A 26325-nucleotide genomic window follows, 5' to 3' on the forward strand; every position below is an offset into this window, starting at 1 on the left:
GCAATGATCGCTGGTGTCGTGACGGCCGCCGTGGTCTCGACACTCCCGACAGCCGCTCCGGCGCAAGCCGAGACATTCGCCGAACGGGCACTGTCCCTGCACAATCAGCATCGAGCCGAATACGGCGCCGCCCCACTGCAATGGGATGCGACCCTCGCCGCGGATGCGCAGAAATGGGCCGAGCGCTGCGAATTCACCCACTCGCAGGCGGGCGGAAAGTACGGGGAGAACCTCTACGCCGGCGGCGGGGAGGATGTCACCGTCGATCAAGCGATCCAGGTATGGATGGCCGAGGCGCAGCAGTACGACTACGCCGACCCGGTGTTCTCCACCGCGACCGGCCATTTCACCCAGGTGGTGTGGAAGTCGACCACGAAGGTCGGTGTCGCGATCGCCGACTGTCCCGCCGGCGCGATCTTCGATATGCCGGCCAAATATGTCGTGGCGCGTTACGCCCCGCCCGGGAACGTCGCGGGCGGGTTCGAGCAGAACGTGGGACGGCACGGCTGACTCGCGGTCCGGTCGTTCGTGCCGTGCCGGTGAACGGGTTATGTTCGCGCACTGCCGGTTTCGATTCCGTCCACCGACAGTTCCGCCAAGGGCAGCACTCGGTGCAGCGGGTGTACCCCGGGAGACAGCTGCGCCACGCGCGCGGTCGCTGCCGCCGCGACCGCCGCAGTGGCACGGGACTGGTTCCGGCCCCGGGCCCAGCGGGTGGTCCCGTCGGCGCCACGGGCCAGCACAGTCCACTCCTCGGATCCCGGCAGATGCACCCGAGGCGCATGCGATGCCCCTGGAATCCAGGTCAGGGTCGCGAGCGCGAGAGTGGCGAACCGGGAATCGAGTCCGAAGTAGGTACGCACCGGCACGCCGAGCTCCCGCCGCAGGGTGTGCTGATCGGAGAAGTCGAGCCGGTAGAGCCGACGCGACCCGTTCCGCCCCGGCAGCCGGAACCGCGCCGGGCGACGATGTCCGCCGACCGCCCCGTATCCACCCAGGACCAGGATCTTCATCACGCCTCCCCGATTGTCTGCGCCCACGTGACAACCCCGGACCCGGCTCCGGCAACGCCAGCGACAGCGCGGCGCTCCGGCCGGATCGAACCGGCCGATCCGGGCTCGGGAAACCCCGGGCGGCGGGTCCCGGGGTGGTCCGCGTGCGATACGGGGCAGACCCTACGCGCTTCCGGCCGGCTGCGGGGAACGACGAGGCACGACAACCCGAGGTCGCGGCCGCGGTCCGGCGTGCCCCGGCCGCGACCCGGCCGGCGGGTCAGAACGGCCGCTGGGTGCGGATGATCTCCGCCAGGTAGGCGTAGTCGTCGGCCCGCCCGCTGGACGCCCGGAACACCAGCCCCAGGGTGCGCCCGGGTGCGGGGCCGGTGAAGCGTGCCGTATCCAGGGCGCCGCGACCGGTTTCCGGCACCACGGCCATCTCCGGGATCAGCGTGGTCCCGAGCCCGCCCGCCACACATTGCACCACCGTCGACAGCGATGCCGCGCGGGTGTCTCCGGCCGCGCTCGGATGGATATCCGCGGAGCGGCACAACTCGAGGGTCTGGTCGCGCAGGCAGTGGCCTTCGTCGAGCAGCAGCATCGGTAACGCGTCGAGGGCGGCGGGTTCGATATCGGTACGCCCGGCCAGCTCGTGACCGGCGGGCACCACCAGGACGAATTCTTCCGTGTACAGCGGTATCTCGACCAGCCCGGAAGTTTCGGTGGGCAGGGCCAGAACCGCGACGTCGAGTACGCCCGCCCGCAGCTCGTCGAGCAGCCGGGCGGTTTTGTCCTCGATGACCTGCGGGGTCAGCGCGGGGAGTTTGCGCCGCAGCGTCGGCAGCACTGCCGGGAGGAGATAGGGGGCGGCGGTCGGGATGATGCCGATTCGCAGCACTCCGGTGAGGATATCGCCGGTGGCCGCGGACAGGAACCGGTCCGCGGCTTCGAGGGTCGCCGTGGCCGCGGGGAGCAGCCGCGCACCGGCCGCGGTCACCAGGACGCGCCGGGTGCTGCGTTCGATGAGCTGCAATCCGAGCCCGTTCTCCAGTGAGGCCAGTGCCTGCGACAACGTGGGCTGGCTCACCTCCAGCCGCGCCGCGGCCGTGCCGAAGTGCCGGTATTCGGCGACCGCCACGAACGCACGCAGCTGTGACAGGGTGGGCTGATAAGACTGATCGGGCACGCCTATCAGTCTAGTGCGACTCATCACTTTTGCCTTTTGACGCTCGTTCGGCAAGATTACTTACGAGCTTTCGCCCTACCGGCTGGAAATCGACCAGCCGACATCACATCGACCAGAAGGAGATTCGGGCATGCCCCTGCTGACCATCGGCGACCAGTTCCCCGCCTACGACCTCACCGCGGTGATCGGCGGTGACCTGTCCAAGGTCGACGCGCAGCAGCCGGACGACTATTTCACCCGGATCACCAGCGCCGACTACGCGGGCAAATGGCGGATCGTGTTCTTCTGGCCGAAGGATTTCACCTTCGTCTGCCCGACCGAGATCGCCGCGTTCGGCAAGCTGAACGAGGAGTTCGCCGACCGCGACGCCCAGGTGCTCGGCGCCTCGGTGGACAACGAGTTCGTGCACTTCCAGTGGCGGGCCCAGCACGAAGACCTCAAAACCCTGCCCTTCCCGATCCTGTCGGATCTGAAGCGCGAACTGGCCGCCGCGACCGGTGTGCTCAACGCCGACGGTGTCGCGGACCGGGCCACCTTCATCGTCGACCCGAACAACGAGATCCAGTTCGTCTCCCTCACCGCGGGTTCGGTGGGCCGCAATGTCGACGAGGTGCTGCGGGTGCTGGACGCACTGCAGTCCGACGAACTGTGCGCCTGCAACTGGAAGAAGGGCGACCCGACCATCGACGCCGGCGAACTGCTGGCGGCGAGCGTCTGAGATCCGGAGAACCTGTGAGCATCGACAATCTGAAGGCCGCGCTACCCGAGTACGCCAAGGACCTGAAACTCAACCTGTCCTCGATCAGCCGGACGACCGTACTGAACGAGCAGCAGTTGTGGGGCACCCTGCTGGCCGCCGCCGCCGCGACCAAATCGACCTCGACGCTGCGTGAGATCGCAGCGGAAGCGGCCGACACACTCTCCGCCGAGGCCTACGACGCTGCGTTGGGCGCCGCCTCGATCATGGGTATGAACAATGTGTTCTACCGGGGCAAGGCGTTCCTGGACGGTAAGTACGACGATCTGCGGGCGGGGCTGCGGATGCAGATCATCGGCAACCCGGGCGTGGACAAGGCCGATTTCGAGCTCTGGTCCTTCGCCGTATCGTCGATCAACGGCTGCCAGCACTGCCTGGAGGCGCATGAGCACGCGCTGCGCGAAGCGGGTGTCTCGCGCGAGGTGATCTTCGAGGCGTTGCGCGCCGCGGCCATCGTGGCCGGGGTCGGGCAGGCCGTGCAGTCGACCGAGGCACTGGCGACCGCGTCGGTCTAGCGGTTCACCGATTCGCCCCGGGCGGGGCGCACCGATCGACCCGATACCGGGGCGGCGCGGAATTCTCCGCGCCGCCCCGGTCCCGTAGGTGCCGCCGGTCGCGTCACGCCCGGGCGGTCACGGAACCGGCCCGCTCGACTCTCGGCGAATCGCACGGATCGGCGCCACCGGTGCCGGTCAGTTGGCCGGTGGTGCCGGCGCGAGCGAGGCGCAGGCCTCGAAGGCTTCCGCCTGGCCTTCGGGGAGATCCGGCGGCTGCGGATGCCCGGAGGGCGGTGTGCCACCCGGCGGCATCCCACCCGGCGGCATCCCACCCGGCGGCATCCCACCCGGCGGTGGTCCACCCGGCGGCGGCCCGTCCGGCCGATCCCCGGCCGGCGGTTCGGGCATATCCGATGGAAGCTGGGCACCGTGCTGCTCCAGGCATTCACGGAATTCCGTGGGCGAGCCGTCCGGCGCCGCGGCCGTGCTCGCTGTCGATGTGGCGACCGTGGTGGTCGGGGTGGTGGATTCCGTTGTCTCGCTACCACACGCGGTGGCCAGCAGCGCGAAACCGATCGTCACGCACCCTGCGATCACCCGGCCGGCACCAACTCTTCTCGGCACGATGTCGTCGATCCTTTCCTCGAGCGGAGGCCGTCCCAGGCATCCGCGTCGGGCGGAACGCTAGCCCCTGATATCACATCGCGACAGGTGGAAACAGCGTTCTCCCAGCATATTCGAAGCAGATTCACAAGATCGCGGTCGATTCACAGCGCGCTCTCGGCCGTCCCGCACCTTCTTCGACGGATCGCGGTGCACCGTGGGGGTATGAATCCGTTGCGGATACAGCAGAACCCGGCCGGGCCGCCACAACTCGCGTCGGCTCCCCGTGCCCCGGAACCGGTGACCCGCGGCTACCGTGAGCTCGTACCCGGTGCGCGACCCGACCGGACGAGTACCGGGGTGGCCGCCGGAGCCACCCTCGTCACCGGCGGTACCGTCGCGGGCATCCGGATATCGGAACCACTGGCCACCGCCGTACGGCACTATCTCGACACCAACGACCTGACCGGACCGGTCATCCGGTCCTCGGGCACGCACCGATACGAGATCCACCTGGTGACCGGCCTGCAGCGAGCCGAACGAGCCCTTGCCGCACTGGCCACCCATGTGACGGTGCTGTCCGCCGGTACGGTCGTCGTACTGCCGATGCCGGACTCCGCGGGCGGGGATGTCTGGGCACACCCACCGGACCCGGAGCGCCCCCTTCCACCGGTCCTGGCGATCACCGCCGCGGTGCGGGCCGTCCTTGCCGCGCGCCCGGGCGAACCGAATCCGACCAGCGGTCCGGACCGGTACGAGCCGCCCGCGAGCGCGACTGGCCGATACACAGCAGACTTGCAGGCTCTCGTGAGCTTTCCATGATCTTCGCGCACCAGGATCGACACGGGCCGGCGTAGCCGCGCAGGCTGCCGGAACTGGGAGAAGTATGTATCGCAATCGTGTGTTCGTCACCCTGGTTGCCACTCTGGGATGCGCTGTCGGCGCAGTTCCCGAAGCCGCGGCCACCGCGCCGCACGAGAAGACCTATACAGCCGGCGGGGTGGAGTACACAGTCGGCCATACCGATTTCGCGGCGCGGCCCGTCGCACCCCTCAACGGTATGCCGACGAACCGCGAAGTGTTCCTCGACAACACCACCTACGGCCGGTTCACCGGCTCGGGGTCGGGCACCCTCGAAGCCGGATATCTCGTGGCCTGCCTGCTCGAACTGGATACAAGCCTTTCCCTGGAAGCCGATATGGGCGTGGACGCCGGGGCCGACCTCGGTGTCGATATCGACACCGACGGTATCGATCCCGGTCTCGACCTGAGCATCGGCCCCGAGCTCTCCGCGGGCGCCGGATTCGATTTCGGGCTGAGCCCCGGGGAGATCGCGAAGATCGAGATCGGCGAGAAAGAACTCGAGGCCGGAACCACCGGCTATTACTACAGCCGCGATGCCCATATCACCGTGCACAATTGCGGCGGACCGCTCACCATTCGCGGATACAGCATCATCGGCGTGGATACGCCGGAAGTGGGGGCCTCCGGCGCGGTCTACACCGATCCGATCACGCTGTGAGCGACTGCCCGGCACCCGTTGTGCCCTGACGCGCGTTCACTCGCCACGACCTTTCGGACAGTAGGACCGGACCGGCGATACCCGGCACCCGGTGTTCATATGGTGGTCGACGGTACGTCGGAACCCGATGCCGCCACCGTTCATCGAGGTCGGCCACCATTGCGAACATGCAGAGCTCCCCGACCGGAGTTCCGGTCCACGAGGCACTCACCGCGCGGCATCCGCATATCGGACGTGGGCAGGCCGTCGCGCTGACGATGGAAGGTCTCGTGCTCGTCAACGGGTTCCCGGCACGTCACCCCGATCAGTGTGTCCGCCCCGGCGATGCGGTGACCCTCCAGGACTTTTCCGCTCCGGATGCCCTGATCGACTGATTCCGAGGGATCAGTGAGCGTATGCGATGGGCGGGTCGCCGACCCTGTCGGTTGCGCCTGACCGCGGCGGGGCGCCGGGCCGACATGGGGCCGAGGGAACAGCGTCCGATTCCGGGGTCGGCCCCGCACGACAGCGTCTCTCGACGCTCGGCACGATCACCGGACAGTAGCGAGTCGATTCGTCCGGCGCCCGCGTTCCGGGTGGTGGCGGGGATTGCCCGGGAGTGCCACCACCCGGGATCAGGCAGCACGCAGACCTGTCAGCGTCGACGTGCGCTGGTCGATCCAGACGCGCATCTCCTCGACTGCCGTACGCAACGTCTCGGTAGTCAGCCCCTCGGTGACCGGAATCACCGCGGCGAGCTCCTCCAGCAGTTCGGATGCGCGCCCACCGGCATACATCTCGTCGAACAGCTCCCAGTAGGCGGCCTCGTACAAGGCGGTGAACGCGTCGGACTCCAGGAATCGGGTCTTCAGCGGGTTGTCGCGCATCGGACCACCACCACCCGGTCCGCGCCCCGCCGGCGCTCCGCCCCGGCTGTCCCGACCGCCGGCGTCTTCGGCGGGATCCGTCTCGCCGCTCCCCCGCGGGGAGCCCGCCGCGGCCGGAGCGCCCTCGGTCCCCGCGGGCCGCGGCATACCACCGCCGGGAAAGCCCATGGATACGCTGTCGTGCGGACCGCCGGTGGCCGCACCTCGCATGGCCAGGTTGAGATCCCACGAGACCACCGTGATCTTCTCGGTGCCGAGGTCGTACCAGAGGTAGTAGTTCTGGCCCGGGCCGCCCATATCGTCGCCGTTGGCGATGAGGTTCTGGGTGGCGACGTAGCGGGCGAAGGATTCGACGTCGACCCAATCGGCCAGGTGGTTGTCGAACTCCGCGGCGTCAGCGGAATCCATCCATTTCAGGAAGTTGATGATCGGCTGGAGATTGCCGCTGCCCGCGGCGTTGATCTGCTTGAACTGACCGGAATAGGCGGACTGGTCGTCACCGGCATATTCGAACCGCGAATTCGCGTCGGCCTTGTAGAGGTAGCCGTCGGAGTCGAACAGCGAGTTGGCGTAGCCGTCGTCCGGGTGTTCGAGCAGCAGCCGCGTGGTCGCCGCACTGTCGTTGATCGAGTACGTCGTATACGCGTAGCGCTGGGTCGACTGGCCGGTCTCCGCGGTCAGCGACAACGACATCGCCTCGTTGAGGACCGGGGTCCCGGGACGCACCGACAGTTCGGTCATCCCCTGATACGCGCGACCGGATTCGTTCTCGTCGAAACTGATCAGCAGCGGCAACGAGGTCGGATCCTCCGGCGAGGCCTGGGCACCCATCCCCGCCATCGGGTTCGCGTCCGCCGGCATACCCTCCGGCATCTCCATACCTTCCGGTGGCGCGAACCCTTCCCCACCCGGCCGGGCATTGTCACCACGCACACCCATCAGGGTGGAATTGCCCTTCAACCGGATGGACACATCGTTGACGAAGGTGCCGTCGACGGTGAGATCGGCGGTGACCCATTTCTTGTCGCCGGTCTTCTGGAAAGTGGTGATCATGTCCTGGTATTCGGCATCGGTGATATCGAGGGATACCTCGTGCGATACCGAGGTGTCGAACAGATCGACCGTGCCGGTGATGTTGTCGGTGATCTCCGAGGCGATGACCGAGGCGTCGCCGGTGATCTGCGGACTGATCCGGGTGGAGCCGAAAACGGTGGCCATGACGGTGACGAAAGCCACGAATACCGCCAGGATCTTCCAGTGCTGTCGCAGCGAAGTGGGTATCCGGTGGACAACTCTGCGCCGCAACGGTTCCGGCCCGGGGCTACCGGAAACCATCAGATATCCGTCTGGTCGTACCCGGTCAGCACAGTTACCCGCTGGCCGGTGTTGACCCCGCTCAGCGCGGCGATCAGCTCGGCGGATTTCCTGCCCTTCTTCAGTTGCGCGGTGTAGTAGAGCTCGTTCAGCGCGCCCGATCGGACTGTTTCGGTGGATACCAGCTCGAATTCCGCGCAGTACCGGATGAGCACATCTTCGACCAGCGCCGTGTACTCCTGCTCCGGCGGTACCTGGACCTTCACCACCTGGCGCTGGACGTCGAGCTTGAACCAGTTGAACTTGTACATGATCAGCATGACCAGGCAGATCGCGACGGTCGCCGCCACAGCCAGGAGATAGAACCTGGTACCGGTCGTCATCCCGATCGCCATCACCAGGAAGATGAACCCGACATCGCGGGTCTCCTTGATGGCATTGCGGAATCGGATGACCGACAGCGCACCGACCAGCGCGAACGCCCGGGCGATATTGGAGCCCACCACGAGCATGATCAGCGAGACGATCATGCCCACCATCACCAATGTCTGCACGTAGGACTGGCTGTAGGAGACATTCTTGTGGGTATAGCGGTAGACCCAGCCGACTATCGCGGCCAGTACGAACGACAGCGACAACGACACGATGATGTCGAGGGTGGTGAACGTTCCGCTGAGATCTTGCAGGTCGAAATTCATGAGTGTCCTGATCCGGTGTGTGCGAACGGGGAAGGAGAAGGGGCCGACCGCGGAGCGGTCTCAGCCGGCGGTAGGCAGGTGGTGGGCGGCCCCGGCAGGATGGATCGCTTCCGGCGCGCCGATCCGGGAGCGTGGCGCCAGCCCGAACGCTTCGACGGATTGGCAATACTTCGAGACCCTGATCACCGACATGTTCAGCCGCGCGGTCAGATCCGTGGCCCAGTACGGCACCCGCTCGTTGGCCTTGAGTTCGACGATCGCCAGTTTCGGCGGAATCGTGAACCGGTTCTGTCCCCCGGAGGCGAAGTGGAAGTCCCGGTCGCGGCCGTGCACGCGGTGATCGATCGTCACCCGCAACCCGAGATCGGCTTCCCGGCCGACGAACGCTTCCCGCAGATAGCCCGTGGTGACGATCGGCCGCAGGTCGAGATTGCCCACCAGGGTGGTGACTTCGTCGACGAAGGGACGCTGCGCCGGGGCGCATTCGATCGCTTCGCGGCGATCGAGCCAGCGCAGGGCGTGCCCGTAGGGCAGGGCGATACGACGTTTCTGGGTCACCCGGTTCACCCGTTGCTTGATCTCGATCTGCACCGGGGTGTGCTCGGTGCACTCGGCCGGTTCGCCGTACAACCGCATCCGCAGCTTGCGCCGGAATCTCAGGCCCTCGATCTTCTCCCAGTAGAAGCGGAGATCGGGTGTGTCGTAGTACAGCGAGGTCACCGGATAGCCCCCGTGCGGGGAATAGGGATCGGTGTCCATCCGGGCCGCGAGCTCACGCCGTAGTTCGGGAACCTTCATCTCGTCGACGAAGTACTTGATCTCGTAGCGGTTGAACGCGTGGAGTCTGCTTGCGGTCTGCTGATATCCGAGGGGATCGGTGGGGACGTCTTCGGCCGGTACCGGGCGGGCTCCCGCCGGTTGCCGGGGGCGTAATCGGTCGAAGAGTCGCATCGGTCGGCATCTCCTGGCTTCTTCGTGATCGGCAGTCGAACGGTCGCCCACGCCGGGGCGAACAGATCAAGTACAGATCACCAACTGTCAAAGAACGTGCAAAGACGCTGTCAATACGCTGTGAATCGGGTACCGGTGTCACCGGCGCGATACGTGGGCGGCCGCCGGAGCCGCGGCGATCCCGCAGCCCGTAGGGACGGAACCACCCGGCCGGCAGGCCCCACCCACACGGGCGTTCGTCACCCCGGACGCCGGAAGCGGCTGCCGGCACAGCCCGGCAACCGCTTCCGTAACCCGTCTTCGGTTTTCCGTATCCCTGTGTCTCCTATCTACTCAGTGGAACCACCCGGGGAGCGGAACAATGGGCGGTCCCGGCTGCCAGAAGGGCAGCGCGGCGTGTACGGCGTCGAAAACAGCGGGGAACAATGGGGCGTCCTTTCCGTCTCGTGTACTTCCGAACCCACGGTGCCCCGCCCACCTGGCAATCTCCCGGGGCGCCGCTGGCAGTTCGCTGCACATACGAGCCGCAACTGTGAGGACCCCGACCGCCGCACGCACCACACGACCGGTTCACCGGGGTGATCGCCGAACGTCCCGGAGTACCGGATGCCCCGGATACACAGCAGACACCCAGGTTTTCTCGAGGTGGGCCGATACCTGTGCGGGCAGCCTGACCGATATGCACAGCGATACACCGGACGCCCGGGTGCTGGTCGTCGACGACGAGCCCATGATCACCGAACTCCTCGCCACGAGTCTGCGTTTCCAGGGGTTCGAGGTGGCCACGGCGACCAGCGGCGCCGCGGGACTCGCCGCCGCCCGGGATTTCCGGCCCGATGCGCTGATCCTGGACGTGATGATGCCCGGTATGGACGGTTTCGAGGTGCTGCGACACCTGCGTGCCGACGAGGTGTTCGTTCCGGTGCTGTTCCTGACCGCGAAGGATCACATCGAGGCGAAACTGACCGGTTTGCGACTGGGGGCCGACGACTACGTGACCAAGCCGTTCAGTCTCGAGGAGGTGATCGCCCGGCTGCGGGTGATCCTGCGCCGCACCGGACCGGTCTCCCCGGCGACCACCACCCGGCTGGAAGTGGCCGATATCGAACTGGACGAGGACAGCCACGAGGTGTGGAAGGGCGGGCAACCGGTCGCGTTGTCCCCGACCGAGTTCACCCTGCTGCGCTATCTCATGCTGAACGCGGGCAAGGTACTCAGCAAGCCGATGATCCTCGCGCATGTCTGGCGATACGATTTCGGCGGTGAATCCGGGGTCGTGGAGTCCTATGTGTCGTATCTGCGGCGCAAGATCGATAGCGGCGAACCCAAATTGATCCACACCCTGCGTGGTGTCGGATACGTGCTGCGACCACCGAAACAGGACCGGTGAGGCAGGGCCCGCGCGAGGCACTGGCCCGCGCTGTATCCGCCGTACCGTTGCGCATAGCGCTGGTACTGGCCATGACCGGGCTGACCGGTTTCGTCCTGCTGGCCTCCGGCGCGGTGCTCACCTCGGCGATGGCACGGTCGCTGACCGACCGGGTCGACGAACAACTCCAGGACGCCGCGCACGGCTGGGCCGAACCGCGGCGGATGAAACAGATCAGCACCCGCGACGGCGGTACCACCTGGGTACCCGCGGGATTATCCGATCCGGTGGTACCGCCACCCCCGTCCTCGGGTGAACAGCCGCGCCGCTTCTACGAACTCCGCCGCAACCCCGACGGTGCGGTGTTCTTCGAAATCCCGGGTTCGGTGGACGGATCCGCCTCGACACCGGCGACCACCGGCGACCCGGGGCCGGTCACCGTGGATTCGAGCGACGGCACGGCGGTGCAGTGGCGGGTGCTGACGACGACCAACGAGTACGGAACGGTGACCATCGGGCTTCCGCTACAGGAGAACCAGCGCACCGTGGCCGGTCTCGTCCTCATCGAGGTACTCACCGGAGCCGTCGCGCTGCTGATCCTCGCCGTTCTCGGCTATCTGGTCGTCCGGCGCAGCCTGCGGCCACTGCACACGGTCGAACAGACCGCCGCCGCCATCGCCGCGGGCGATCTGCACCGCCGCGTACCGGTGCGCGGCGTCGATACCGAAGTCGACCATCTCGCCCAGTCGCTGAACGTCATGCTGTCCCAGATCCAGCTGGCGGTCGGCGCCACCGAAGCCTCCGAAGAGCACGCGCGCCGTTCCGAAGCGAAGATGCGCCGATTCGTCGCGGACGCCGGTCACGAATTGCGCACCCCGCTGACCACCATCCGAGGTTTCGCCGAACTGTACCGGCAGGGCGCGAGCACCGATGCCGGCGCGCTGCTGGCCCGGGTCGAAACCGAGGCGCAGCGAATGGGTCTCATGGTCGAGGACCTGTTGATGCTCGCCCGGCTCGACAGCGACCGGCCACTGGACCGGGTACCGGTGGATATGCTCGCGGTGGCCGCCGAGGTGGTGCACAACGCGGCCGCGGTGGCTGTGCAGCACAAGGCGGCGCCCGACGAACCCGACCGCCGGATCCGGCTCGACGTGGACGGCGGCGCCGGAGCGTCGATCGTGCTCGGTGACGCGGCCCGGCTGCACCAGATACTGATGAACCTGGTCGCCAACGCCGTCCGGCACACACCGCCCGGCACGCCGGTCACTGTGCGGTTGTCCGCGGCCGGCGACGAGGTGCACGTCGATATCGTCGATACCGGGCCGGGCCTGTCGAGCGAGGATGCCGACCGGGTGTTCGAGCGCTTCTACCGCGTCGACAGTTCCCGCAACCGCGCGAGCGGCGGATCCGGCCTGGGTCTGTCGATCGTGCAGGCTCTGGTCGTGGCCCACGGCGGCCGCGTCGGGGTACACGAAACCCCCGGCGGCGGAGCCACCTTCTCGGTGGCGCTGCCCCGCGAACGGTCCGACCGGGGCACCGGCCACACTGCCAGGTAACTGCCAGCTCTGTCCCAGGGATACCGGAGCTCGGTCACCGAGAGTCGACAGTATGAGCGAGATCTCCGTGGTGGCAGCGGCGACCGGACCGGGTGAACGGTGCGCCGCCCCGGTTCTCGATGTGGTCGTACCCGTATACAACGAGGAAACAGATCTCGGTATCCGGGTGCGCGAACTCCACGAATTCCTGCACAACGGATTTCCGTTCCCTGCCCGGATCATCATCGCCGACAATGCCTCCACCGACACCACACTCGAAGTGGCTCGGCAGCTGGCCGCCGAACTCAGTGATACCGCCGTAGTGCATCTTCGGGCAAAAGGCCGGGGCCGGGCCCTGCGGGCGGTCTGGGAACGATCCGACGCCCAGGTGGTCGCCTATATGGATGTCGATCTGTCGACCGATCTCAACGCGCTGCTACCCCTGGTCGCTCCCCTGGTCTCGGGTCATTCCGATCTCGCTGTCGGCACCCGGCTGTCGGCGGCGTCCCGGGTCGTACGCGGGCCGAAACGGGAATTCATCTCCCGCGGCTACAACCTCGTCCTCAAGGCCGCGCTACAGGCCGGATTCTCCGATGCCCAATGTGGTTTCAAGGCGATACGCGCCGATATCGCCCGCCGGCTGCTGCCACTGGTACAGGACGGCGAATGGTTCTTCGACACCGAACTTCTCGTTCTCGCCGAACGCGCGGGCCTGCGCATCCACGAGGTGCCCGTCGATTGGATCGACGACCCCGACAGCCGGGTCGATATCCTCGACACCGCGCGTAAAGACCTGCTGGGGATCTGGCGGCTGGGCCGGGCCCTGGCCACTCGGTCGCTGCCGCTCGACGAACTCCGGCACGCCGTCGGACGCGAGCCGCTGGTCGAGGGTGTGCCGGTCGGCATGGTCGGACAGGTCGTCCGGTTCGGCATCGTCGGAGTGGCCTCCACTCTCGCCTATATGATCCTGTACCTGCTGCTCCAGCCGTTGACCGGTGCGCAGACAGCGAACTTCGCGGCGCTGCTCATCACCGCGATCGCCAATACCGCCGTCAACCGGGCCTTCACCTTCGGCGTACGCGGCTCGTCCCGGGCTGTCTCCCAGCACATCCAGGGCCTGCTGATCTTCGGCTTCGGACTCCTGGTCACCAGTGGCTCTCTGTTCGCCCTGCACCGCTGGGCGCCGGGGGCGTCGATCCATCTGCAACTACTGGTTCTCGTCGGCGCAAACATGGTCGCCACTCTCGCCCGGTTCGTCGGTCTGCGGCTCGTGTTCCGGCCTCGGCCCGCAGCGCGCGCAGTGGGATCGCCCGCTTCCGCATCCGAGCCCGCTTCCGCATCCGAGCCGGTCGGCGCCCGTCGGTAACCGTCGTCGCGCCGCCGACCGCCCATCTCGTTCTGCCCACTGCGCCGGGCGGCGCCGACCTCACCGAGCGGGATCGGCGGACCGCGCGGGTGCTCCATCCGGCCCCGCGCCGCGACCGGCCTCCCGATGGCGCCGATTCACAGGCAGTTCCCAGCTGCGATCCAGGATGCGCGGATGATCTTCGGCCAGGGTATCCGCATGACCGATACCGTAACTGCGCCGGACCCGGGGTCCGGGGTGAGAACCGGCCCGCGGCGGGACGGGGCCGATCCTTCCCGTCCGCGTGATCGATGGCAGTGGGCAGGCCTGGCACTGCTGTTGCTCGGGACCGCCGCCACCTATCTGTGGAATCTGTCGGCGAACGGCTGGGCCAATCCGTTCTACGCCGCCGCGGTCGAGGCGGGGGCGACGTCGTGGAAGGCGTTCTTCTTCGGTTCGCTCGACGCCGCGAACGCCATCACCGTCGACAAGACACCGGCGTCGCTGTGGCCGATGGAGCTGTCGGTCCGGATATTCGGTATGAACAGTTGGAGCATGCTGGTACCGCAGGTTCTGCTGGGTGTCGCTTCGGTGGCGCTGCTGTGGGCGACGGTCCGGCGGTATTCCGGTCCGGCGGCGGGGCTGCTGGCCGGTCTGCTGCTGGCGCTGACGCCGGTGGCGGCGCTGATGTTCCGGTTCGACAACCCCGACGCACTGCTGGTGTTCCTGATGCTGGCCGCGGTCTGGGCGATGAGCCGGGCCCTCGGCGACGGCCGCCTGCGCTGGCTGCTGTGGTGCGGTCTGTTCGTCGGCCTGGGATTTCTCGCCAAACAGTTGCAGGTCCTGCTCGTACTCCCCGCGCTGGCGCTCACCTACCTCCTCGCCGGGCCGCCCGCGCTCGGCAAACGGATCGCCCAGTTGTTCGCCGCGGGCGCGGCCATGGTGGCGGGCGCGGGCTGGTGGCTGCTGACCGCTCAGTTGTGGCCCGCCGGAGACCGTCCGTATTTCGGTGGATCACAGCACAACTCGATCATCGAACTCACCCTGGGGTACAACGGACTCGACCGGCTCGAGGGTGGGCACGGCCCCGGCCCCGGCGGCCCACCCGGCGGGTTCAGCGGTCCGCCCCCCGGAATGCACGGTGGCCGCGGCCCGTTCGCCGACAGCGGGGTCGGCCGGCTGTTCGGTACCGCCGTCGGCGGCCAGATCTCCTGGTTCGTCCCGGCCGCCCTGATCCTGTGGATCGCCGCGCTCGTCCTGTGCGGGCGATCGCGGCGCGCCGAACCGCGGCGGGCCGTACTGGTCCTGTTCGGTGTGTGGGGCCTGGTCACCGCGCTCGTCTTCAGTTTCATGAACGGGATATTCCACGAGTACTACACCGTGGCACTGGCTCCCGCGCTGGCCGGCATGATCGCTGCCGCCCTCTCCATGCTGTGGCCGCACCGTGACCGCTGGTGGGTTCGCCTGTCCCTGATCGCGACCGTGGCGGCGACCGCCGGCGCGGCCTGGACAGTTCTCGCCCGCACCCCGGACTTCGTGCCGTGGCTGCGCTGGTCGATCGCCGGCGCCGCGGTCGTCGCGGTGGCCGCCCTGGCCGCCGGATCCCGCCGGGAAACGGCGGCGGTGGCGTTGGTCGCCGTATTCGGCACCGGGCTGGCCGGGCCGGTCGCCTACACGGTGGAAACCGTTCGTACTCCGCATACCGGTTCGATGCCGCTGGCGGGCCCGCAGATCGATCGTGGCATGCCCGGTCCGCCGGGCGGTTTCGGCCCGGCGGGGCCCGGCGGCGGAGGCGGGCCGGGCGGAAGCCCGGCCGGAGGCGGCGCGGGACCGCCCGGTGCCGCCATGACCGCCGACCCCGCGGTCACCGCACTGCTGGACCGCGACGCCGGATCCTACACGTGGACCGCGGCCACCGTGGGGGCGATGCAGCAGGGGACCTACCAGTTGGCCGGCGACGGGCAGATCATGGCGATCGGTGGCTACACCGGTGGTGACCCGTCGCCGACACTCGAACGATTCCAGCAGTATGTCGCCGACGGTGCGATCCACTATTTCCTGGCCGGAGGCTTCGGTGGCAGACGGGCGTCCTCCGCGGACACCGAGGGCGCGAAGATCACCGCCTGGGTGAAGGAGAATTTCACCGGCACCGATATCGGCGAAATCACCCTGTACGACCTCACCGCCGCGAGATAACACCGGCCGGGCGGTTGCCGGGCCGCCCGACCGCGCACGCGCTCGGCACACCCGGACATACCCGCCGCGGCTGCGCCGGGTCTCCGGAAAAATCCGGCAGCCGACCAAACCGGACACCGGACCCACCCGAACCACCTCCCGATGCCGTTCCCGGTGCCGCGGCCGTCCGGCCGTGGCCCACGACGAGTACACGAGAGGTCGCCATTGTGAGTGCACGCCGATGGACATGTACGAGCGCACTGCGCTGGGGGCTGGCGGGCGTGCTGGCCGCCGCCGGGTTGGCGGGCAGCGCGAGTCCCGCCGCCGCGGCACCGGAGGCGGCACACGTGGTCTCCGCGGAGAACGTGAACGACCGGCAGCAGACCGTCACGGTCTTCTCCCCCGCCATGAACCGGCCCATCCCGATCCAGGTCGTCCGCGCCGCCGATACCTCCCGGCCGCGGCCGACCCTGTATCTGCTCAACGGTTCGGGCGGCGGCCCGAACGAGAGCGGCTGGGATGTACAGACCGACGCCTTCAGCTTCCTGAGCGGCAAAGACGTCAATGTCGTGACCCCGTACGGCGGCAGCAACTCCTATTACACGGACTGGATCCGGGATGATGCAGTGCTGGGCCGCAACAAATGGCAGACCTTCCTCAACGAGGAATTACCGCCCGTGATCGAACAGTTCCTGGGCGCGAACAGCGACCGAGCCCTGGCCGGTGTCTCGATGAGCGGCACCTCCGTGCTGAACCTGGCCATCGCGAAACCCGGTTTCTGGAAGAGTGTGGCCTCCTACAGCGGCTGTGCCCAGACCTCGGACCCGGTCGGGCACGAATTCGTCCGGCTCACTGTGGAACTGTGGGGTGGCGGACAGAGCGTCGAGAACATGTGGGGCCCGGCGGACGCGCCGCTGTGGCGCGCCAACGATCCGCTGGTCAACGCGGAAGGGCTGCGCGGCACCGAGGTCTATCTGAGCACGGGCAGCGGTATTCCGGCGGCCCCGCACGACACCCCGTTCGATCGCCGGGTCCAGGAGGGCCGGATCCCGCTTCCGGTGCAGCTCGCTTTCGGCGGCCCGATCGAAGCGGCCATCCGGTACTGCACAGTGAACCTGACCGACCGGCTGCGCGAGCTGAACATCCCGGTGACGCTGGACGATCGGCCGGTCGGCACCCACTCCTGGGGCTACTGGGAGGACGATCTGCGTACCTCCTGGCCGTTCCTGGCACAGTCGATCGGCACCGGCTAGACCCGCGCCGCTCCGAGCCGGTGACGGCGCGGCCCGCACCGCTCCGTCACCGCGGCTCCGCAACCCGCGCGGGCCGGCCACGTGGATCTGGTAGGTGTGGGATGTATGACGCCACCACAGCCACGAGGACTGCCCGCATGCGAACTCTGCGGCGGGCGTCGGGTCGGCAATCTCCAGCTCGCGGGTCAGGTCGGGCTGCACCCGGCCGGGCGCGTGGTGTGGGCGAACGCGCTTTCCGGGCTGTCGGCCGTCAGCTGCCTCGACTGCGGGCACACCGAATTCTTCGCGACTCAGCTGCACAGACTTCGGTCCGAGGCGGAAAAGCATCCCGAGCAGTTCCGCTGGTGAGGGCACCGGTCGCCCGATCGCGGGCGCGGCGCGGTTCGGGCCGTCGCCGGGCCGGCCGGTATCCCGATCCGTTTCTCGACTGCGTCCGCACTACCGGAGCTCGCGGGACGGCGGCCGATTCGGCGGCTCAGAAGAGACGCAGGTTCCCGACATACACCTTGCCGTCGAAGGCCACGGGTTCGTACTCGCTGGAGATTTCCGTTGCCGATGCGGCCACTGTCCGATCCTCCCGATACCGATGCTCAGCAGAGCACACCGTATCGGGAGGGTAACGGCAACTCTGCGACGAGACCCCGCCCGCGCAACTGTCGGAGCGCCCCCGGATGTCTATGGGAGCGGCACGCACGAACTGCCGGCGTTCAGTCCCTGCCCCGGCACATCGACTTCGATGTACTTCGCCGACGTGTACTGCCCCGGCGTGAACTGCTGGGCGGTGATGTTCTGGTGCCCGGTGTATTTCGGCGTCCATTCGAAGGTCGCCGTCCCGTTCTCCGGGTGGTAGACAGCCTGGCCCAACCGCTCTCCGTTACCCGGAACCGAACCACCGCTGTTGATGATGGTGACCTCACCGGCCTCGGACGGCGGCGCGTCGACCGTCGCCGTCACCGTGTAGGCGCATCCGGTACGCAGCCCGTCCGGCCCAGCGGCGATATCCACCCCGGTCACGGCCGCTCCCGCACCCGGTGCCGCGTACGCTGTCGCCACGCCCACGGCGCTCAGGACCGCGGCGAAGCCGAAACGTCGGATATCGGTGTGCATATCGAACCTTTCGTGATCTTCGATCGGAACGATCCGAGCCTCTCACACTCGGCCGGGGCATGCCGACCGCCTCCTCGCCGCGCGGTCGCCGCCCACCGGTCCGACGGTGTCGGCACCGCGGAGTTCAGCTCATGCTCCGAGCTCGGCCGTCGTCCGAAAATCGCTCGGACGGACGCCCCGATATCGTTTGAACGCCGCACTGAACCCGAACGCGTCCGCATAACCCACCGCTTTCGCCACCTGTGCCACCGTGAGATTGCGATCGGCGAGCAGTTCCTCCGCCTCGTCCATCCGGCATTCGGTGAGATACGCCAGCGGTGACTGTCCCATGACCTCGGAGAACCGTCGCGCGAACAGCGCCCGCGAAACCCCCGCCTCGGAAGCCAGCGACGCGACCGTCCACCCGGCGGCGGGTTTACCGTGCATGGCCTCCAGGGCCGGCCCCACCACCGGATCGGCCGGCCCGCGATACCAGCCCGGCGCGCCCATGTCCTGACCGTCGAACCAATCACGCAGCGTGCACACCAGCGCCCAGTCGAGCAGCCGGTCCAGCAGCGCCTGCGCGCCCGCCGGCCGCCGCGCCGCGTCCATGGCCACCGACTCCATCCACGCGCACACCTCCACATCGTCGGATACCACCAGAACAGGCGGCACCGCGCGCAGCAGGCGTTCGTGGCGCCGCCCCGACGCCCGGTAGGCGCCGACGATCAGCGCGGTCTCCCCGTCCAGGTCGTCACCCCAGTGGCCGTCGTCCAGCGCGGCATCGCATTTCACGTCCGGCGCGAAACAGGCGATCTCGTACTGTTCGTGGGTCAGGCCGACCGTATCCGCGTGGTCGGCGATGAGAAACGGTTCCGGACCGCGCACGATCGCGGTGTCACCGGCGACGATCCGGCGCTCGATCCCACCGGGCAGCAGCAGGGTGCCCCCGCCGCGCAGCACGGTGATCATGGTGAGCGGCGCGCGGTCGGCGAACCGGATACTCCACGGAGCTTCCAGGACCGCGTTGGTGAGTACGGCGCCCTCGGCCCGGATACCGCTCAGCAGGGTGCTCAATGGATCCACTCCATCGAGGGTAGACGAACTCCTATCAGATGTAGATCTTTGCCCATAGATCGTCCACCTGATGCCGTGTGGAATGAGATCAGACCGCACAACCGAGTATCCGGAGAGCCGGATCGAGATGGAGGACCCCGTGTCGCACCCCACGACCGACGATGCCACGACCACCCGCACCGCCCTCATCGTCGTCGCCCACCCGCGCCGCGACTCGCTCACCGCCCATATCGCCGGGCTGGCCGCCCGCCGGCTCACCGCGGCCGGTTACCGCATCGACCTGCTCGATCTGCACGCCGAGAACTTCGACCCCCGGATGACCGCCGCCGACCTGCCGGAATGGGGGAACCGGGAGAAGACCTACTCCCCCGAGACCGAGAACCATATGCGGCGCGTCCTCGCGGCCGATGTGATCGTCCCGGTGTTCCCGGTGTACTGGATGCAGGTCCCCGCGATCCTGAAGGGCTGGATCGATCGGGTGTGGAACTACGGATTCGCCTACGGCCGCAGCACACCCCGCCTCGCGGGTAAGCGGATCCTGTGGCTCGGCCTGGCCGGCGCGGCGGACGACGATGTGGCTGTCGAGCTCATGCAGCAGGCACTCAGCACGCAACTCGACGACGGTATCGCCTACTACTGCGGCTTCGCGCAGTCGTCGGTGGGGCTGTTGCCCGGCGCGGAGGAGAAGCGGCAGCGGTTGGACGACGCCGGCAATCTACTGCTCGACGAGGCCCTCACCGGCGCGATCCGCGACGCCCACTACGCGGACCTGGAGAATCGGGCACTGGGCTTCGTCGACGATTTCCTCGCCGCCGAGCGGGTCCCGGCCTGATCGCGAGCAGATTCCGGCCGGGTCACCGCAGTACCGGGTGCCCCGGCCGCCCCGCTCTCCGCATCGTCTATGCCGTAGACCGAGCGATACCCCCGCATGTGCTGCCCACGTGAGCTCGCCGCGGAGATCGTCCGGCTCCGCCGCAGGAGACATCAGTCCAGATCGAGTTCGGTGACCACCTCGGCGGTGAGATCGACGCGGGCGCGCCAGATCGGCGGCTCCCATCGATCGGGTTCCACACCCGCATAGCGGGCTTCGAGATCGATGCAGCGCGCCCCACCCACCTCGGCGGCAACGAATCGGTAGTCGTACCACGTGAGGTCGGACCCGGTCGGCACGCGGAGTACGGGCCGCTCGTCCTCGCGGCGCGTATCCTCCGCGTCCGACACGGCCTCGAGCTCCCGCACCAGAATCGGCACCGCGGCATAGAGTTCCAGGCGGTCGGCGATCGTGAACCGGTCGGCCGGGTACCTGCCGTCCCATACTGCCGGATCGGCGATCGCCACCTCCTGCAATGGTTCGACGACAACGTGGTTCAGAGCTGCCGGATCGGGTTTCACCGCACGGCAACCCGCTCGGCCGGGAAGTACCGCGTTCACCGTCACGAACACGGATGTGGGCTGCCCGGATCGAGCTGCCGCCCCGGTCGACCAGTGCGGTTGCCGGTAGCGCTCGTCTCCGGCGACGAGTTCCGCGATCGTAGCGGCTTCGGCTCCGTCGAGCGTGGCGCACAGAACCGCACCGTAGCCGCCGACGCCCAGGTCGCGGCGGGTGAGCGGGGTAGCCAGCGGCCATCGCGCCGGCGCGGACAGCCCTTCGCCGCCTTCCGGAACCGCCGGTTGGAAGGCGATATCGAGCGTGGCCGGCGTATACGGTTCGCGCCGCAGCACCGTGAGCTCCTCGTCGTCGGGCAGTTCGCGCAACCGATCGATCACGTCCTCCAGCATGCGGAGGTCGGCATCGCCGGAGCGGGGGCCGGACTCGGTGTCCAGACCGTAGACCGATACCCCGACCGGACCGTCGAAGTTCGCGTAGACCGATGTCGTGGGCTGATCCGTAGTCGAGTTGTCCGGGTAGCGAGCGTCGTCGAAGGCGAGGTCGCTGAACCACGCGCGCACCTGCTCGACGCCCTCGGTGGTGAGCTGCGCCCGATAGACGCCGAATTCACTCTCCTCGGCGCCCTCACGCACCGTGGTGAAAACGGTTCCGTCCCTTCGTAACTCGAAGAAGGGCAGGCGCCTGCTGCCCGCCCGCTCCGGATTCAGGAACCCCGGGGACTCATCGATCGATACGAGAACATCCGGATCGCGCGCGACGGGCGGATCGTTCTCGGCCCGGCCGAAGATCCCGCATCCGCCGATCAGGGTTGCCACGATCAGCGCCGAGCCGATCAGGGCGACTCGGCGAACCGGGCTCGGGCATCCCACCCCACTGTGTCCCACATCTTGTCCTTGTCCACCGGTCGAGTCGTCCGGTACGTGACTTTCGACCGCGGCCGGTCATGACGGCACGGCGGGCCGGAAGAAGACCGGCCCGCATACGACCCGGCCCGCCGGGTTGTTCACCCTTCGGTGGGTATCGGCGTACCGATGATCCACTCGTGACCGAACGGGTCACGCACCCGACCCTGCCGCACGCCGTACGACTGATCCGCCACCTCGAACACGATCTCGCCCCCGGCATCCACCATCCGCCGGGCGAGGCCGTCGGGATCCGCCGACACCACGGTGAGAAGCAGCCCGCGACCACCGAGTCGCAGTGGATCCTGATCGACCTCGTCGGCATCCTTCAGCTCGAATACGGCTCCACCGGGAAGCCCGAGCGCCGCGAATACCACCCGACCGGCGGCCTCGTGCCGCTGTTGGAGAGCGGCGCCGAATGCTTCGCTGTAGTAGCGGATCGCCTTGTCGGCTCCCTCGACGATCAGTTTCGGTGTGATCTGCTCGATGCTCATACACGCAGTATCAGTGGCGACGTCGCTCATCGACTTGGAGATTTGTCTCCTCCGAGCACGGGCCCACCGGCGGTGCCGAACCGTGCCCCACGTGTTGCTCCGCGAGACACGGTGCCCGCGCTCACCTCAGATGTTCTCGGCTACCGCTGCTGTAGTGCGTTCAGAACGGTTGCCCCTGCAGGAGCGCGAACGCGCCGGCGATGAAGAACAGCGGAATGAAGAGGGCAGTGGCGACGGGGTCGCCGTTGAGGTAGCCCTGGCGAATACCTTCCAATGCTTCTGCGGAACCCGAATTCATTGTCAACTCACCTTTCGATGTGTCGTGGATCGACTGAGCACACAGTACTGGCGCAGCCGAGATCGATGTTGTCAACGGCGAAGGCTCCGAACGCCGCGAGCGCTCAGCCGGCCGATCGGGTCCCGAGCGCTTCCACCGCGGCACGGGTGGCGGCGGCCACGAGATCATTGGCCGGTTCGGCATCCTGCTCGGATTTCGTGGTGAGCACCGCGATGACGAGCGGGGCCCGTCCCGGCGGCCAGGCCACGGCGACGTCGAGGGCGGAACCGTACGCCGGGGACCCGGTTTTGTTGCCGACCTTCCAGTCGGCGGGCAGCCCCGCTCGGATGCGGTTGCCGCCGGTCGCGCTGGCCACGAGCCACGCGGACAATTGCGCGCGTTCGGGTTCGGCGAGACTGTCGCCCACGACGAGTGCGCGATAGTCGGCGGCCAATGCCGCGGGCGTGGTCGTGTCGCGTTCGTCGCCGGGGATCGCGGTATTCAGCTCGGTTTCCCAGCGGTCCAGCCGGGAGGTGTCGTCGCCGAGGGTGCGGAGGAACGCGGTGAAGCCCGCGGGTCCGTCGAGCAGTTTCAGAATCTGGTTACCGGCCGTGTTGTCGGACACCGTGATCGCGGCATCGCACAGGGCGGCCACCGTCATCCCGGTATCGACATGCTGCTCGGTGACCGGCGAGTTCTCGACGAGATCGGTGCGCGGATACCGGATCACCCGGTCGAAGAACCCCGAGGACAGCGGATGCTCGTGCAGCAGGGCACCGCACGCGAGGCCCTTGAACGTGGAAGCCATCGGAAACCGTTCACCGTCACGGTAGGCGACGCTGCGGCCGTCGGCGGTATCGACCGCGAAGATCCCCAGCCGCGCACCGTGTGCCGCTTCCAGGTCGGCGAACTGCTGTGTCGTCGCATCCTGGCCGGTTGTGCTCGCAGGCGCGGTCGCGACAGTAGTGCCGGGGCCGGCCTCGCATGCGGTGGCCACCGAGAGCGCGGACACCGCCAGTGCGGCGGCCGCGAGCCGGCGGCGATCGAACGAGACGAACTGAACGAGTGCGGAGAATTTCACCCCGGCAGCACAGCACCACACCCTGCGGCGAGGCCAATACGCAACTCCGCCGCGGACGGGTCGGAATCGATATCGCCGCAGGTCGCGGCGGATTCGAATGTATCGCAACAGGTACTGCCGACCACATCCGGCGGCCGGCCGTCGGTACGGCGCAGCATGTCGGCCACGTTTCACATCGGGACCGACGCGAAGCCGAATTCCCGCAACATCCGGCCTTCTCTCGCATCCGCCCACGCGGTCGCCACGAAATCGAGCGTGTCTGCGGGCAGATCGTCCGGGTCGGCCCAGACGAGTTCGCTGCACTTACGCGGGTCGCGGATCTCCGGGGTGCCCTGCCACGACTCCGCGGCGAAGAAGATATCGACCCGAGGTTCCCCGGCCCAGCGGAACATGGTGCCGCTCGGGCGCAGATCGGCCGCGGCAAGGGCGATCCCCAGTTCCTCGGCCACCTCACGGACCACCGACACGGTAAGAGCCTGACCGCGGTCGACGTGGGCGGCCGGCAACCCGAGCCGCCCGTCGGCGTACCCGCGACCGGCCCGCCGCGACAACAGGATTCGGCCGTGCTCCAGAAGGAAGATATGGGCCGCAACCGGGTAGCGGTCGTGCTTGGTATCGAACACATATCCCGACATGGATTCCTCGTTCCGAAAGTTTCCGCAGCGGGCGGCTGGGGTCGCGTGGCAGGTCGGCGTACACGGTAACGCCCCCGCGACCCGCTTCGGCGGCGGTGAGAGAGGTGTTTCACAGCCGGTACCCATCCGATCTCCCGGATTCCCGCCGTTTGCATCACGAACCTGGGCGCGAAAAACTGACGGCTCGACCGTGGACGATCATAGGTATAGGAAAAGATTTGAGCGACAGTGGATTTCGTAGCTGGGGCGAGATCGGCGCTGCGCACCGTAAAGGGTGAACCGCACCTTCGAAGACCAGATCGCCCAGCCCTCCACCCGAAGGGTTCCGCCGCGGTCTCGCTGACACACAGTGCGATGGAAAGGTATTCGATGACCGTATCGACACAGGACCGCTTGAAACAGCACGGACTGGAAGTGGATTCCCTACCCGAGATAGCGGAGATCCTCCCCATCCGGCTCCGCGAACCCGGTGAGTTGGCCAGACGTACCCTCGCCCTGCACGCGCTGCTCGGTGTCATCTTCCATCCGGATCCGAGAGAGATCTCGGAATGGCTGCGAGCGGAAGATTTCCTCGAGGAATTGACCGAGCGAGAGAAATGGGTCTTCGCACTGACCGAACTGCCCGAAGAACAGATGCTGTGGCAGCAGGCAGCTATGCAGTCGAACCTGCTGACCTGGCGAGCCGAATCCCTGTATGTCCTGCTCTGGGCCTCGGGAAGAGTTCCGAGTCTCGTCGATCCCAGCGCAAGAATGGACGGTTCACTGGTCGCCGATCATCTACCGGCGCTGGGCCGGCCTTTGCAGCCGTTCATCCGCGAGGCCGGCCTGCGCCCCGGCCCGGAGATACTCGCGGAACTGCACTACTACTTCTTCCTGAATCACTTCATGGAGGATATCTACGAGCAAACCGGAGAAATACTCGGCGACCTGGATCCCATGCTCACGGCGGAACGATTCCACGCGTTGCATTGGATCGCCTGCGCCGGTGAGTCGGAATGGGATGCCGACGAAGAGTAGTCCCGCGCGGATCTACCTCGGACACCGATGAGTGCCGGACCGGTCGGCGCAGGAGGTGATCTGGTCCACCAGTTCGCGCAACGGGGCCAGGAGATCGGTCAGTTCGGCATCGTTGAGCATGTAGAACCGGAGGGTGCCGCGCCGTTCGACGGTGAGCAGTCGTGCCGCCCGCAGAATTTTCAGATGATGCGAGATGGCCGGCTGGGAGAGACCGAGCTGCACGGCGATCTCTCCCACGCTGGCCTCCCCGCCCGCTTTCAGCAGCAGGGCGATGATCGCCTGCCGCCGGTCGTCGCCGAGCGCGGTGAACAGTGGCTGGCATTCGGTGAATGTGCCCAGCACGCTTTCGCCCGTGGGAGTCACGCCGTCTCCCCGGCCGAGAGACGGTTCCGCAGCTCACGCAGACGCGTCACCGGCAATGCCCGGATTTCACCTTCGGCGATCCAGCCGTCGAGCATCAGCCTGGTCTGATCGGCCACCTTGGTGAAATGAGCTTCCAGGTAGCGGTCCAGGTCGAACGGGGGCAGCACCCTCATCAGCCGAAGCACCGACCGGGCCACCCACTTCGGCGCGCGGATCCGGCGGCCCCCGGTTTGCGCGGCGACCACCGCCGAGGCTTCCGACCCGGCCTCGACCGCCGGTCCTATGTCGGAGAGCAGGGCGGGTAGCGACCAGCCCGCCGCCTCCAGCGCGGCGATACAGGGCACCATCAGCGCGGCGATATGCTCCCCGGTACCTGCCCGGGTGGAACGGCGGGTAGGCAGGCCGCCGGCGCGCAGTGCGGTCGCCACCGCCCCCGCTCGAGCCGGGTCACCGAGCTCGGTCAATGCCGAACCGGGCGGCACCCAGTACGCGATCCCCGGTGCCGGCACCTCGTCGGTCAACGGCGCGGAGTACGCGAAGAGGGACGGCACCACCTGCACGATTCTCCCGGCCGGCCATACCTTCTCCAGCACGGCCCGATCGTGCAGATCCTGCCCGATGGTGACCACGGTCGCGTCTCCGACGGCGTCCCGCAAGCCGGACACCCACGACCCGCGCAGCGCGGTCGAGGACACGCACAACCAGACCATGTCCCAAGGCCCATCCGGGGTTTCGGCATGCACGCCCTCGGGACGCAGTCGCTCGGCGACCGGTCCACGGAACTTACGCAGCCGATACAGCGTGCGCCCGGCACCGTCCCAACCGGCCCGTCCGGGCTTGACCAGATAGTGCACGGCCGCCCCACCGAGCCCGAGCCGCAGTCCGAAAACTTGCCCGAGCGCACCATCGCCCACTACAAGGATCCGCATTCCCACTC

The 26325-nt window shown here is 67.7% G+C and carries 29 protein-coding genes; 14 read left to right on the forward strand and 15 right to left on the reverse strand.

The window, feature by feature from the left end:
- Window positions 1-3: 3 nt before the first annotated feature.
- Complete coding sequence (locus ACWEWT_RS27385) at window positions 4-510, forward strand: CAP family protein (RefSeq protein ID WP_452563162.1); 507 nt, start codon at window positions 4-6, stop codon at window positions 508-510.
- 38 nt (window positions 511-548) lie between these two features.
- Here the strand turns inward: ACWEWT_RS27385 and ACWEWT_RS27390 are convergent, their stop codons facing one another.
- Together ACWEWT_RS27390 and ACWEWT_RS27395 are read right to left on the reverse strand one after the other, a co-directional pair.
- Entirely contained in the window at window positions 549-1013 is a 465-nt protein-coding gene (locus tag ACWEWT_RS27390; protein ID WP_452563164.1) for a hypothetical protein, read from the reverse strand.
- Window positions 1014-1272: 259 nt separating this feature from the next.
- The gene (locus tag ACWEWT_RS27395; protein ID WP_452563166.1) at window positions 1273-2181 is read right to left on the reverse strand and encodes a hydrogen peroxide-inducible genes activator; all 909 of its coding nucleotides are present in this window, start codon (window positions 2179-2181) and stop codon (window positions 1273-1275) included.
- A gap of 130 nt (window positions 2182-2311) precedes the next feature.
- Here ACWEWT_RS27395 and ACWEWT_RS27400 point away from each other — a divergent pair, with 130 nt between their 5' ends.
- Both ACWEWT_RS27400 and ACWEWT_RS27405 read left to right on the forward strand, forming a co-directional pair.
- Complete coding sequence (locus ACWEWT_RS27400; RefSeq protein WP_062998489.1) at window positions 2312-2899, forward strand: peroxiredoxin; 588 nt, start codon at window positions 2312-2314, stop codon at window positions 2897-2899.
- Window positions 2900-2913: 14 nt separating this feature from the next.
- On the forward strand, window positions 2914-3453 hold the full coding sequence (locus ACWEWT_RS27405) for a carboxymuconolactone decarboxylase family protein (RefSeq protein WP_062998491.1): 540 nt from the start codon (window positions 2914-2916) through the stop codon (window positions 3451-3453).
- Window positions 3454-3630: 177 nt separating this feature from the next.
- Here the strand turns inward: ACWEWT_RS27405 and ACWEWT_RS27410 are convergent, their stop codons facing one another.
- Window positions 3631-4059: a hypothetical protein gene (locus tag ACWEWT_RS27410; RefSeq protein WP_452563168.1), complete on the reverse strand. Its 429-nt coding sequence runs from the start codon at window positions 4057-4059 to the stop codon at window positions 3631-3633.
- Between the two features lie 204 nt (window positions 4060-4263).
- Here ACWEWT_RS27410 and ACWEWT_RS27415 point away from each other — a divergent pair, with 204 nt between their 5' ends.
- The 3 genes from ACWEWT_RS27415 (at window position 4264) to ACWEWT_RS27425 (ending at window position 5934) form a co-directional block, all read left to right on the forward strand.
- The gene (locus ACWEWT_RS27415; protein ID WP_452563169.1) at window positions 4264-4860 is read left to right on the forward strand and encodes a hypothetical protein; all 597 of its coding nucleotides are present in this window, start codon (window positions 4264-4266) and stop codon (window positions 4858-4860) included.
- A 64-nt stretch (window positions 4861-4924) separates the two neighbouring features.
- Window positions 4925-5560: an MspA family porin gene (locus tag ACWEWT_RS27420; RefSeq protein ID WP_452563171.1), complete on the forward strand. Its 636-nt coding sequence runs from the start codon at window positions 4925-4927 to the stop codon at window positions 5558-5560.
- Between the two features lie 167 nt (window positions 5561-5727).
- Entirely contained in the window at window positions 5728-5934 is a 207-nt protein-coding gene (locus ACWEWT_RS27425; RefSeq protein ID WP_452563173.1) for a hypothetical protein, read from the forward strand.
- Window positions 5935-6174: 240 nt separating this feature from the next.
- On the opposite strand, the gene ACWEWT_RS27430 is transcribed toward ACWEWT_RS27425, so the two are convergent.
- Genes ACWEWT_RS27430 through ACWEWT_RS27440 form a run of 3 tightly spaced genes read right to left on the reverse strand, consistent with a single transcriptional unit; the run spans window position 6175 to window position 9389 of the window.
- Complete coding sequence (locus ACWEWT_RS27430) at window positions 6175-7761, reverse strand: CotH kinase family protein (protein WP_452563175.1); 1587 nt, start codon at window positions 7759-7761, stop codon at window positions 6175-6177.
- Window positions 7761-8438, reverse strand: a complete 678-nt coding sequence (locus tag ACWEWT_RS27435) for a DUF4956 domain-containing protein (RefSeq protein WP_452563177.1) — start codon at window positions 8436-8438, stop codon at window positions 7761-7763. Before ACWEWT_RS27435 ends, ACWEWT_RS27430 begins: the two co-directional genes overlap by 1 nt.
- A 60-nt stretch (window positions 8439-8498) precedes the next feature.
- Entirely contained in the window at window positions 8499-9389 is an 891-nt protein-coding gene (locus ACWEWT_RS27440) for a VTC domain-containing protein (protein ID WP_452563179.1), read from the reverse strand.
- A gap of 679 nt (window positions 9390-10068) precedes the next feature.
- Here ACWEWT_RS27440 and ACWEWT_RS27445 point away from each other — a divergent pair.
- The 6 genes from ACWEWT_RS27445 (at window position 10069) to ACWEWT_RS27470 (ending at window position 17414) form a co-directional block, all read left to right on the forward strand.
- Complete coding sequence (locus ACWEWT_RS27445; RefSeq protein WP_452563181.1) at window positions 10069-10779, forward strand: response regulator transcription factor; 711 nt, start codon at window positions 10069-10071, stop codon at window positions 10777-10779.
- A gap of 71 nt (window positions 10780-10850) precedes the next feature.
- Window positions 10851-12314: a sensor histidine kinase gene (locus ACWEWT_RS27450; RefSeq protein WP_452563248.1), complete on the forward strand. Its 1464-nt coding sequence runs from the start codon at window positions 10851-10853 to the stop codon at window positions 12312-12314.
- Between the two features lie 52 nt (window positions 12315-12366).
- Window positions 12367-13659: a glycosyltransferase gene (locus ACWEWT_RS27455; RefSeq protein WP_452563183.1), complete on the forward strand. Its 1293-nt coding sequence runs from the start codon at window positions 12367-12369 to the stop codon at window positions 13657-13659.
- Between the two features lie 198 nt (window positions 13660-13857).
- Window positions 13858-15834, forward strand: a complete 1977-nt coding sequence (locus ACWEWT_RS27460) for a glycosyltransferase family 39 protein (protein ID WP_452563185.1) — start codon at window positions 13858-13860, stop codon at window positions 15832-15834.
- A gap of 206 nt (window positions 15835-16040) precedes the next feature.
- Complete coding sequence (locus ACWEWT_RS27465) at window positions 16041-17066, forward strand: alpha/beta hydrolase (RefSeq protein WP_452563187.1); 1026 nt, start codon at window positions 16041-16043, stop codon at window positions 17064-17066.
- Window positions 17067-17171: 105 nt separating this feature from the next.
- On the forward strand, window positions 17172-17414 hold the full coding sequence (locus ACWEWT_RS27470; RefSeq protein WP_452563188.1) for a hypothetical protein: 243 nt from the start codon (window positions 17172-17174) through the stop codon (window positions 17412-17414).
- 327 nt (window positions 17415-17741) lie between these two features.
- On the opposite strand, the gene ACWEWT_RS27475 is transcribed toward ACWEWT_RS27470, so the two are convergent.
- Both ACWEWT_RS27475 and ACWEWT_RS27480 read right to left on the reverse strand, forming a co-directional pair.
- Entirely contained in the window at window positions 17742-18173 is a 432-nt protein-coding gene (locus ACWEWT_RS27475; protein ID WP_452563190.1) for a hypothetical protein, read from the reverse strand.
- Window positions 18174-18302: 129 nt separating this feature from the next.
- Window positions 18303-19238 (reverse strand): AraC family transcriptional regulator, encoded by a 936-nt coding sequence (locus ACWEWT_RS27480; protein WP_452563192.1) that lies wholly within the window; start codon window positions 19236-19238, stop codon window positions 18303-18305.
- A 130-nt stretch (window positions 19239-19368) separates the two neighbouring features.
- Between ACWEWT_RS27480 and ACWEWT_RS27485 the strand changes: the two genes are divergently transcribed.
- Complete coding sequence (locus tag ACWEWT_RS27485) at window positions 19369-20061, forward strand: NAD(P)H oxidoreductase (protein WP_452563194.1); 693 nt, start codon at window positions 19369-19371, stop codon at window positions 20059-20061.
- A gap of 152 nt (window positions 20062-20213) precedes the next feature.
- Here ACWEWT_RS27485 and ACWEWT_RS27490 read toward each other — a convergent pair whose 3' ends face one another.
- The 5 genes from ACWEWT_RS27490 to ACWEWT_RS27510 all read right to left on the reverse strand — a co-directional run bounded on the left by ACWEWT_RS27490 (window position 20214) and on the right by ACWEWT_RS27510 (window position 24008).
- Window positions 20214-21503: a hypothetical protein gene (locus tag ACWEWT_RS27490; RefSeq protein ID WP_452563195.1), complete on the reverse strand. Its 1290-nt coding sequence runs from the start codon at window positions 21501-21503 to the stop codon at window positions 20214-20216.
- 119 nt (window positions 21504-21622) lie between these two features.
- On the reverse strand, window positions 21623-22015 hold the full coding sequence (locus ACWEWT_RS27495; protein WP_452563196.1) for a VOC family protein: 393 nt from the start codon (window positions 22013-22015) through the stop codon (window positions 21623-21625).
- Window positions 22016-22175: 160 nt separating this feature from the next.
- Window positions 22176-22313 carry a hypothetical protein gene (locus ACWEWT_RS27500; protein WP_452563197.1) on the reverse strand — a complete coding sequence of 46 codons (138 nt, stop codon included), beginning with the start codon at window positions 22311-22313 and terminating at the stop codon, window positions 22176-22178.
- Between the two features lie 103 nt (window positions 22314-22416).
- Window positions 22417-23373 (reverse strand): class A beta-lactamase, encoded by a 957-nt coding sequence (gene bla, locus ACWEWT_RS27505; protein WP_452563199.1) that lies wholly within the window; start codon window positions 23371-23373, stop codon window positions 22417-22419.
- 170 nt (window positions 23374-23543) lie between these two features.
- Complete coding sequence (locus tag ACWEWT_RS27510) at window positions 23544-24008, reverse strand: NUDIX domain-containing protein (RefSeq protein WP_452563200.1); 465 nt, start codon at window positions 24006-24008, stop codon at window positions 23544-23546.
- A 369-nt stretch (window positions 24009-24377) separates the two neighbouring features.
- On the opposite strand from ACWEWT_RS27510, the gene ACWEWT_RS27515 reads away from it, so the two are divergent.
- The gene (locus ACWEWT_RS27515) at window positions 24378-25025 is read left to right on the forward strand and encodes a DUF4272 domain-containing protein (RefSeq protein WP_452563202.1); all 648 of its coding nucleotides are present in this window, start codon (window positions 24378-24380) and stop codon (window positions 25023-25025) included.
- A 12-nt stretch (window positions 25026-25037) separates the two neighbouring features.
- Here the strand turns inward: ACWEWT_RS27515 and ACWEWT_RS27520 are convergent, their stop codons facing one another.
- Window positions 25038-25388: an ArsR/SmtB family transcription factor gene (locus ACWEWT_RS27520; RefSeq protein WP_452563204.1), complete on the reverse strand. Its 351-nt coding sequence runs from the start codon at window positions 25386-25388 to the stop codon at window positions 25038-25040.
- Complete coding sequence (locus ACWEWT_RS27525) at window positions 25385-26317, reverse strand: ketopantoate reductase family protein (protein WP_452563206.1); 933 nt, start codon at window positions 26315-26317, stop codon at window positions 25385-25387. The genes ACWEWT_RS27520 and ACWEWT_RS27525 overlap by 4 nt, the downstream gene beginning before the upstream one ends.
- Between the last annotated feature and the right edge of the window lie 8 nt (window positions 26318-26325).

The sequence above is a fragment of the Nocardia sp. NPDC003963 genome, assembly GCF_053605105.1.

Coding starts and splice junctions, on each gene's coding strand:
- ACWEWT_RS27385 (WP_452563162.1), top strand. CDS start 4: ATGATCGCTGGTGTCGTGACGGCCGCCGTGGTCTCGACACTCCCGACA.
- ACWEWT_RS27390 (WP_452563164.1), bottom strand. CDS start 1,013: ATGAAGATCCTGGTCCTGGGTGGATACGGGGCGGTCGGCGGACATCGT.
- ACWEWT_RS27400 (WP_062998489.1), top strand. CDS start 2,312: ATGCCCCTGCTGACCATCGGCGACCAGTTCCCCGCCTACGACCTCACC.
- ACWEWT_RS27415 (WP_452563169.1), top strand. CDS start 4,264: ATGAATCCGTTGCGGATACAGCAGAACCCGGCCGGGCCGCCACAACTC.
- ACWEWT_RS27420 (WP_452563171.1), top strand. CDS start 4,925: ATGTATCGCAATCGTGTGTTCGTCACCCTGGTTGCCACTCTGGGATGC.
- ACWEWT_RS27425 (WP_452563173.1), top strand. CDS start 5,728: ATGCAGAGCTCCCCGACCGGAGTTCCGGTCCACGAGGCACTCACCGCG.
- ACWEWT_RS27430 (WP_452563175.1), bottom strand. CDS start 7,761: ATGGTTTCCGGTAGCCCCGGGCCGGAACCGTTGCGGCGCAGAGTTGTC.
- ACWEWT_RS27435 (WP_452563177.1), bottom strand. CDS start 8,438: ATGAATTTCGACCTGCAAGATCTCAGCGGAACGTTCACCACCCTCGAC.
- ACWEWT_RS27440 (WP_452563179.1), bottom strand. CDS start 9,389: ATGCGACTCTTCGACCGATTACGCCCCCGGCAACCGGCGGGAGCCCGC.
- ACWEWT_RS27445 (WP_452563181.1), top strand. CDS start 10,069: ATGCACAGCGATACACCGGACGCCCGGGTGCTGGTCGTCGACGACGAG.
- ACWEWT_RS27450 (WP_452563248.1), top strand. CDS start 10,851: ATGACCGGGCTGACCGGTTTCGTCCTGCTGGCCTCCGGCGCGGTGCTC.
- ACWEWT_RS27455 (WP_452563183.1), top strand. CDS start 12,367: ATGAGCGAGATCTCCGTGGTGGCAGCGGCGACCGGACCGGGTGAACGG.
- ACWEWT_RS27460 (WP_452563185.1), top strand. CDS start 13,858: ATGACCGATACCGTAACTGCGCCGGACCCGGGGTCCGGGGTGAGAACC.
- ACWEWT_RS27470 (WP_452563188.1), top strand. CDS start 17,172: ATGACGCCACCACAGCCACGAGGACTGCCCGCATGCGAACTCTGCGGC.
- ACWEWT_RS27475 (WP_452563190.1), bottom strand. CDS start 18,173: ATGCACACCGATATCCGACGTTTCGGCTTCGCCGCGGTCCTGAGCGCC.
- ACWEWT_RS27495 (WP_452563196.1), bottom strand. CDS start 22,015: ATGAGCATCGAGCAGATCACACCGAAACTGATCGTCGAGGGAGCCGAC.
- ACWEWT_RS27500 (WP_452563197.1), bottom strand. CDS start 22,313: ATGAATTCGGGTTCCGCAGAAGCATTGGAAGGTATTCGCCAGGGCTAC.
- ACWEWT_RS27510 (WP_452563200.1), bottom strand. CDS start 24,008: ATGTCGGGATATGTGTTCGATACCAAGCACGACCGCTACCCGGTTGCG.
- ACWEWT_RS27515 (WP_452563202.1), top strand. CDS start 24,378: ATGACCGTATCGACACAGGACCGCTTGAAACAGCACGGACTGGAAGTG.
- ACWEWT_RS27525 (WP_452563206.1), bottom strand. CDS start 26,317: ATGCGGATCCTTGTAGTGGGCGATGGTGCGCTCGGGCAAGTTTTCGGA.